Source organism: Arthrobacter sp. 05L45_2, from assembly GCF_056397525.1.
The window spans coordinates 1,614-9,044 of record NZ_JBFTNO010000154.1; the positions used below are offsets into that span (position 1 = coordinate 1,614).

The 7,431-nt window shown below is 68.8% G+C and carries 5 protein-coding genes and 2 riboswitches; of the genes, 4 read left to right on the forward strand and 1 reads right to left on the reverse strand.

Features of this window, described 5'->3' with window-relative positions; translation table 11 throughout:
- Positions 1–65: 65 nt before the first annotated feature.
- Positions 66–1,646 (reverse strand): MFS transporter, encoded by a 1,581-nt coding sequence (locus tag AC1DHD_RS11920; protein ID WP_476879918.1) that lies wholly within the window; start codon positions 1,644–1,646, stop codon positions 66–68.
- 66 nt (positions 1,647–1,712) lie between these two features.
- Between AC1DHD_RS11920 and AC1DHD_RS11925 the strand changes: the two genes are divergently transcribed.
- From AC1DHD_RS11925 to gcvH, 4 genes are all read left to right on the forward strand, one after another.
- Entirely contained in the window at positions 1,713–2,252 is a 540-nt protein-coding gene (locus tag AC1DHD_RS11925) for a TetR/AcrR family transcriptional regulator (protein WP_476879919.1), read from the forward strand.
- Between the two features lie 109 nt (positions 2,253–2,361).
- Positions 2,362–2,460, forward strand: a riboswitch (glycine riboswitch).
- 1 nt (position 2,461) lies between these two features.
- A riboswitch (glycine riboswitch) is annotated at positions 2,462–2,576 on the forward strand.
- A gap of 39 nt (positions 2,577–2,615) precedes the next feature.
- Positions 2,616–5,522, forward strand: a complete 2,907-nt coding sequence (gene gcvP / locus AC1DHD_RS11930; RefSeq protein WP_476879920.1) for an aminomethyl-transferring glycine dehydrogenase — start codon at positions 2,616–2,618, stop codon at positions 5,520–5,522.
- 12 nt (positions 5,523–5,534) lie between these two features.
- On the forward strand, positions 5,535–6,668 hold the full coding sequence (gcvT, locus tag AC1DHD_RS11935) for a glycine cleavage system aminomethyltransferase GcvT (RefSeq protein WP_476879921.1): 1,134 nt from the start codon (positions 5,535–5,537) through the stop codon (positions 6,666–6,668).
- A 403-nt stretch (positions 6,669–7,071) separates the two neighbouring features.
- Positions 7,072–7,431: glycine cleavage system protein GcvH (gcvH, locus tag AC1DHD_RS11940; RefSeq protein WP_476879922.1), on the forward strand; the 360-nt coding region annotated here is incomplete at its 3' end.

Genomic DNA, 7,431 nt, shown 5'->3' on the forward strand with positions numbered 1-7,431 from the left:
CGTCCGACGCCGGGTTTCCCGGCGTCGGACGCTGGCGTTTAACGCCGGGCGCACGGCGGCGGCCGCTAGCCCGCCGTCGGCACCCTCCGGAGCACGACGGCGGCCAGCACTGCCGTGCCGGCCATCAGTGCCAGGGCGATGGCGGCCGTGACGTGGACGCCGGAGTCGAACGCCGCCCGCGCGGCAGCCATCACGGCCTCGGCCGCGGGTCCGGGGAGGGTCTGGGCCAGCTCCGTAGCCCCCGCCAGGGTTTCGCCGGCCCGCGCGGTGGCCTCCGCCGGCGCCGTCCCCGCAGTGCCGGCCGGCAGCCGCAGGTTGTGCTGGTACGACGCCGTCAGGATGGAGCCAAGGACGGCCGTGCCGAGCAGTGAGCCAACCTCGTAGCCGGTCTCGGAAATGGCGGCCGCGGCTCCCGATTTGGCCGCCGGCACGGACCCCAGGATCAGGTCGTTGGAAATGGTTTCGGCGGCTCCGACGCCCAGGCAGAGCACCAGCAGGGCCGCCAGCAGGATGCCGGGACCGGCGCTGTGGTCGCCGAGGGCCACCAGGCCGTAGCCGGTGGCGCTCAGGACCAGGCCGCCGGCCACCACAAAGCCGGGTCGGACTTTGCGGACCAGGGGCACCACCAGCAACCCGGCCACCACAGTGGCGACCAGTGCGGGGATCATGGCCATCCCGGACTCGGACGGCGACTGCCCCTCCAGCAGTTGCAGGTGCTGGGCGAGGAACAGGATAAAACCGTTGTAGGAAAACAGCGCCAGCACGTTGGCCGTAATGGCGGTGCTGAACACGGGGTTGCCGAAGAGGCTCAGATCCAGCAGGGGAGTGCCGGACTCGTCCGCTGCCAGCCGGCGCTGGCGGCGGACGAAGGCGTAACCCATCAGCAGGCCGGCGCCAAGGGCGGCGAGCGGTCCCGCTGCCATGCCCTCGGTGGCCAGGATTTTGATGCCGTAGACCGCCGGGGCCATGGCGAGCATGGACAAGGCGATGCTCGGCAGATCCACCCGGCCGGGGTTCGGGTCCCGGGATTCCGGGATCAGGGCAGGGCCGAGGACCAGCAGGGGCAGGATGATGGGCACCGCGACCAGCAGGACCGCTCCCCACCAGAGGTGTTCCACGAGCCACCCTCCGAAGATGGGCCCCAACGCGGCGCCACCGGAGAACCCCGCGGCCCAGACCGCCACGGCCAGCCGCCGGCGGTTGGGTTCGGGGAAGATGTTGCGGATCAGGGACAGCGTGGACGGCATCAGCATGGCGCCGAAGAAGCCGAGCCCCGCCCGCCCTGCGATCAGCCACTCAGCGGCGGGCGCGAAGGCTGTCACCGCGGAGACTGCCGCGAAACCGGCGCTGCCGATGAACAGCAGCCGCCGGCGGCCAATCCGGTCGCCCAGGCTACCCATCGCGACCAGCAGGCCGGCCAGGACCAGGGGGTATGTGTCGACGATCCACAGCAGTTCCACTCCGGAGGCGTCCAGGCTGCGCGCGATCGCCGGCAGCGCGAACGTGAGGGCGGTGTTATCCACGGCAACGAGCAGCACCGGAAACATCAGCAGGGCCAGGGCCAGCCAGTCGCGCCACGCCGGGCGCGGAGCGGAGGTGGTGCCGCGGGTGGTACCGGAGGTCGACGGGCGGTAGGAGACGGTCATCGAATAACTGTACCGTCTGGACGGTACAGTTAAGAAATTGGCGGTGCGCCGGGCATGATGGGAGCCATGGCCAGAAAACCCGTCGCCCGTGAAGCCGTCCTCGACGCCTTCGAGTCCCTGCTCATCACCGAGGGGGAGCGGGCCGCCACCCTCGACGCGGTAGCCAGGCTGGCCGGCGTCTCCAAGGGCGGTCTGCTGTACCATTTCCCCACCAAGGACGCCATGATCACGGTGCTGCTGGAGCGCCTGGACCGGCTCCTCGCCGACGACCTCGCCGCCATGGCCGCTGCGCCCGAAGGGGCCGCCGCGTACTTCATCAAGTCCTCGGTGTGGGCCGACACCCCACTGGACCGGGTCTTTGTGGCCGCCACCCGGCTGGCCGAAGTGGCACACGCCGAGACCCTGCAACGGATGGCAGGCGTGCAGGCGAGCTGGCTGGCCCTCCTCGCGGCGGACGTCGGCCCCGCGATGGCCAAGCCCGTTCTCTATCTGGGGGACGGGCTGTACTTCAATGCGATGCTCGCCCGGGGACCGGGCGGGGCGCCGACGGAAATGGCGGGCGACGTCGAAAGCCTGCTGGCCGCCGTCGAACGGCTGCGCGGCTGACGGGCGGGGCCGTATATGTCGCGGCTCCGGCGTCACTGGTTTGCGGACCTTGCCCCCGGCGTAGGACAATAAGTCTGTGACTATGGTCACGAGCAATTGAATATGCCTTTGATCTGCGGCGGGAGAGTTCTGCAAGTAGGTACAAGCAGGCGCCGTAGGAGCAAATCCTCCCCAGGAATCTCTCAGGCCCATGTACCGCCGCGGCAAGGCAACTCTGGAAAGTAGCACGTGCGTTATCTGACGCGACGTGCTCACCGACGGTGCAAGCGGAGCCCCGCATAGCGGCTGCGCGGAAACTCTCAGGTCCAATACAGAGCGGGGAGGAACCCGAATCAATGTGGCGTACCGTGCGCCGCCTTAGTTATGGAGTTCCTAGTGACTGTTACCTCAGCCTCCACGTCCTTCGTTGACCGGCATATTGGCGCCCGCCGCCAGGCCGACGTCGCCGCCATGCTCAAGGCAGTCGGCTACGACACCGTCAACGACCTTGTGGACACCGCCGTACCGAAGGACATCCGGCAGGATTCTGACCTGGCGCTGGGCGTAGCGCTCAGCGAAGTGGAAGTCCTCGCCGAGCTGCGCACGCTGGCCTCGAAGAACAAGACCGCCGTCCAGATGATCGGCCAGGGCTACTTCGACACCGTCACCCCGGCCGTCATCCGCCGGAACATCCTCGAAGCCCCGGCCTGGTACACCGCCTACACGCCCTACCAGCCGGAAATCTCCCAGGGCCGGCTCGAGGCGCTGCTGAACTTCCAGACCATGGTCCAGGACCTCGTGGGCCTGCCGATCGCCAACGCCTCGCTCCTGGACGAAGCCACCGCCGTTGCCGAAGCCGTCCTGATGATGCGCCGGGCCAACAAGAACAAGGCCGCCCACGACGGCAAGACCGTCCTCGACGCCGACTGCCTCCCGCAGACCATCGCGATCGTCAAGGGCCGCGCCGAGGCCCTCGGCTTCGAAGTTGAGGTCGCCGATCTGTCCAAGGGCCTGCCCAAGGGCGTTATCAACGGCGTCGTGCTGCAGCAGCCGGGCGTCTCCGGCCGCGTCTTCGACCACACCGCCGTCATTGCCGAGGCCAAGGAACGCGGCGCCCTCGTCACCGTGGCCGCGGACCTGCTGTCCCTGACCCTGATCACCCCTCCCGGCGAGCAGGGGGCCGACATCGCCGTCGGCTCCGCGCAGCGCCTCGGTGTGCCGCTGTTCTTCGGCGGCCCGCACGCGGCTTACATGGCCGTCCAGAAGGGCCTGGAGCGCTCCATGCCCGGCCGCCTGGTTGGCGTCTCCAAGGACAACGCCGGCATCCCCGCCTACCGGCTGGCGCTGCAGACCCGCGAGCAGCACATCCGCCGCGAGAAGGCCACGTCCAACATCTGCACCGCCCAGGCGCTGCTGGCCATCGTCGCGTCCTTCTACGCCGTCTACCACGGCCCCGACGGGCTCAAGGCCATCGCCGAGACCACCCACGGCCACGCCAAGACCATCGCCGCCTCGCTCCAGGCTGCCGGCCTGGACGTGCTGCACACCTCCTTCTTCGACACCGTCACCGTGTCCGTGCCGGGCAACGCCGCCGGAATCATCGCCGCCGCCGACGCCAAGGGCATCAACCTGCGCGCCATCGACGCCGACACCGTCGGTATCTCCGCTGATGAAGCCACGACGCCGGCAATCGTCGCCGACGTCGTCGCCGCCTTCGGTGCCACTGTCGCCGAGGACGCCGCGGCCACCGGCTTCGCCCTGGACTCCGCCGTCGAACGSACCTCGGAYTACCTGCAGCACCCGGTGTTCAACACCCACCGCTCCGAAACCCAGCTGCTGCGCTACATCCGGCGCCTCTCGGACCGTGACCTGGCCCTGGACCGCACCATGATCCCGCTGGGCTCATGCACCATGAAGCTGAACGCGACCGCCGAAATGGAAGCCATCTCCTGGCCCGAGTTCGCCTCCATCCACCCGTTCGCCCCGGAGTCCCAGACCGCCGGCTGGCGCGAACTGATCGAAGACCTCGAGGCGCAGCTGACCGAGATCACCGGCTACGACCAGGTCTCCATCCAGCCCAACGCCGGGTCCCAGGGCGAACTCGCAGGGCTCCTCGCGATCCGCGGCTACCACCTCTCCCGCGGCGACGCCCAGCGAACCGTCTGCCTGATCCCCGCCTCGGCGCACGGCACCAACGCCGCGTCCGCTGTCCTGGCCGGCATGAAGGTCGTTGTGGTGGCCACGGCCTCCGACGGCACGATCGACCACGCCGACCTGACCGCCAAGATCGAACAGCACCGCGACGCGCTGTCCTGCATCATGATCACCTACCCSTCCACGCACGGGGTCTACGACGCCGACGTCCGCGAGGTCTGCGACGCCATCCACGCAGCCGGCGGCCAGGTCTACATCGACGGCGCCAACCTGAACGCCCTGGTCGGCCTCGCCCAGCCTGGCCAGTTCGGCGGCGACGTCTCGCACCTGAACCTGCACAAGACCTTCTGCATCCCGCACGGAGGCGGCGGACCCGGCGTCGGCCCGGTCGCAGCCAAGGCCCACCTGGCACCCTTTATGCCGGGCAACGCCGCGGACCCGGCCAACGGCGCCGACGGCACCCCGATCTCCGCATCCCGCTACGGTTCGGCCGGCGTGCTGCCGATCTCCTGGGCCTACGTGAAGCTCATGGGCGGGGCCGGCCTGACCGAGGCCACCAAGTCCGCCCTGCTCGCCGCGAACTACATCGCGACCCGGCTCAACGAGTTCTTCCCGGTGCTCTACACCGGTGAGGGCGGCCTGGTGGCGCACGAGTGCATCCTGGACCTGCGCGAACTCACGGCCAAGACCGGCGTGACCGCCGAGGACGTCGCCAAGCGCCTGATCGACTACGGCTTCCACGCCCCGACCCTGGCGTTCCCGGTGGCCGGCACCCTGATGGTGGAGCCCACCGAATCCGAGGACCTCGGCGAGATCGACCGGTTCATCACCGCCATGATCACCATCCGCAAGGAAATCGACCAGGTGGCCCACGGCGAATTCACCGTCGAGCACAGCCCGCTGCGCAACGCACCGCACACCGCCGCGGCCGCCGTGTCCACCGACTGGGACCGGGCCTACCCGCGCGAGCAGGCCGTGTTCCCGGTCCACACCCTCCGCCAGGACAAGTACTTCCCGCCGGTCGGCCGGATCGACGGCGCTGCCGGCGACCGTAACCTCATCTGCTCCTGCCCTCCCCTCGAAGCCTTCGAAGAGGACACCGCAGACCACTCCGCCACCTCCGACTCCGCCAACTAAGGACAGCCACCGATGACTGAGAACTACACGGCTCTGTACGAAGAGCACAAGAAGGCCGGCGCGTCCTTCACCGATTTCGGCGGCTGGCAGATGCCGCTGAAGTACACCTCCGAACTGGCCGAGCACCACGCCGTCCGCAACGCAGCGGGCCTGTTCGACCTCTCCCACATGGGCGAAGTCTGGGTCACCGGCCCGGACGCCGCCGCGTTCCTCGACTACGCCCTCGCCGGCAAACTCTCCGCCATGGCCGTGGGCAAGGCCAAATACTCGCTGATCTGCCAGGAAGACGGCGGCATCATCGATGACCTCATCACGTACCGCCGCGGCGACGAGAAGTTCCTCGTCGTCCCGAACGCCGGCAACGCCAAGGTGGTCGCCGCCGCGCTCGCCGAACGGGCTGCCAACTTCAACGTCACGGTGGAGGACGTCTCCGCCGAGACCTCCCTCATCGCGGTCCAGGGMCCSAAAGCSGARGCRATCCTGCTCCGCCTGGTCCCSGCCGCSCAGCACGRGCTCGTCACSGRSCTGAAGTACTACGCCGCCGTCGASGTCCCCTTTATGGTCGCCGGCACGAGCCAGGAGCTGCTGCTGGCCCGCACCGGGTACACCGGCGAGGACGGCTTCGAGATCTATGTCCCGAACGACGACGCCGCCGCCCTCTGGCAGGCGCTGCTCGCCATCGCCGAAGACGGCGAGTTGACACCGGCGGGGCTCGCATGCCGCGACTCGCTGCGCCTGGAGGCCGGCATGCCGCTCTACGGCAACGAGCTTTCCCGCGAGGGCAACCCTTACTCCGCTGGCCTGGGACCCGTCGTCGCGCTCTCCAAGGAAGGCGACTTCGTGGGCAAAGCAGCCCTGGCGGCATTGAAGGAAGCCGGCGCCGGGTCCACCACCGGGCGTAAGCTCGTCGGGCTCAAGGGCCTGGGCCGCCGGGCCGGCCGCGGCCACTACCCGGTCCTCAAGGACGGCGCCGTCGTCGGTGAAGTGACCTCGGGCCAGCCCTCGCCGACCCTCGGCTACCCGGTGGCCATGGCCTACGTCGACGTCGAGCTGGCCGAGCCCGGCACGGCCCTGGACGTCGACCTCCGGGGCAAGGCCGAGCCGTTCGAAGTTGTCGCACTGCCGTTCTACAAGCGCCAGAAGTAGCCCTCCAGTCCCGGAGCCGTGGCTGGCTCCGGGACCGTCCGGCCGCAGCGGTTCCCGAGTCCGGGACCGGCAGGCCCCGGTTTTCACGCGTGCTCGCTCGTCCCTCGCTTAGACGCACGCTTTCGAAAACCGCGGCCAGCCAGCCCCTCAAGGTCAGCCGCCCTTCCGTTCCAAGCGCCATTGGGGGTGCATTGGAACTCCAAGGTGCTACACGAACGGCCACTGGTTCTTTCCGGAGAACTGTTGGCCCCGAAAACGGAACTGGATAGCGGCGGGGGAGGGGATTCCGGAAGCATGCGTCTAAGCGAGGAACGAGCGAGCATGCGGAGGAATCGCCTCCCCCGCCACCCCACCCGGCCACAGCTAACGTGGCCCATGACTTTCAAACGCAAAGGAAAAAACCATGGCAAAAGTTGCCCCTGAACTGCAGTACTCCGACGAGCACGAGTGGGTTGCCCGGGACGCGGGATCGAACACCGTGTCCATCGGCATCTCCGCCGTCGCCACTGACGCCCTCGGCGACATCGTCTACGTTGACCTGCCCGAGGTTGGTTCCGCGGTGACCGCCGGCGAGACCTGCGGCGAGGTCGAGTCGACCAAGTCCGTGTCCGACCTGTACGCACCCGTCACGGGCGAAGTGCTCGAGATCAACGACGCCGTCGTCGCTGATCCCGCGCTGATGAACAGTGATCCGTACGGTGCGGGCTGGCTGTTCAAGGTAGCCGTGGAGTCCGAAGGCCCGCTGCTGTCCGCACAGGAGTAC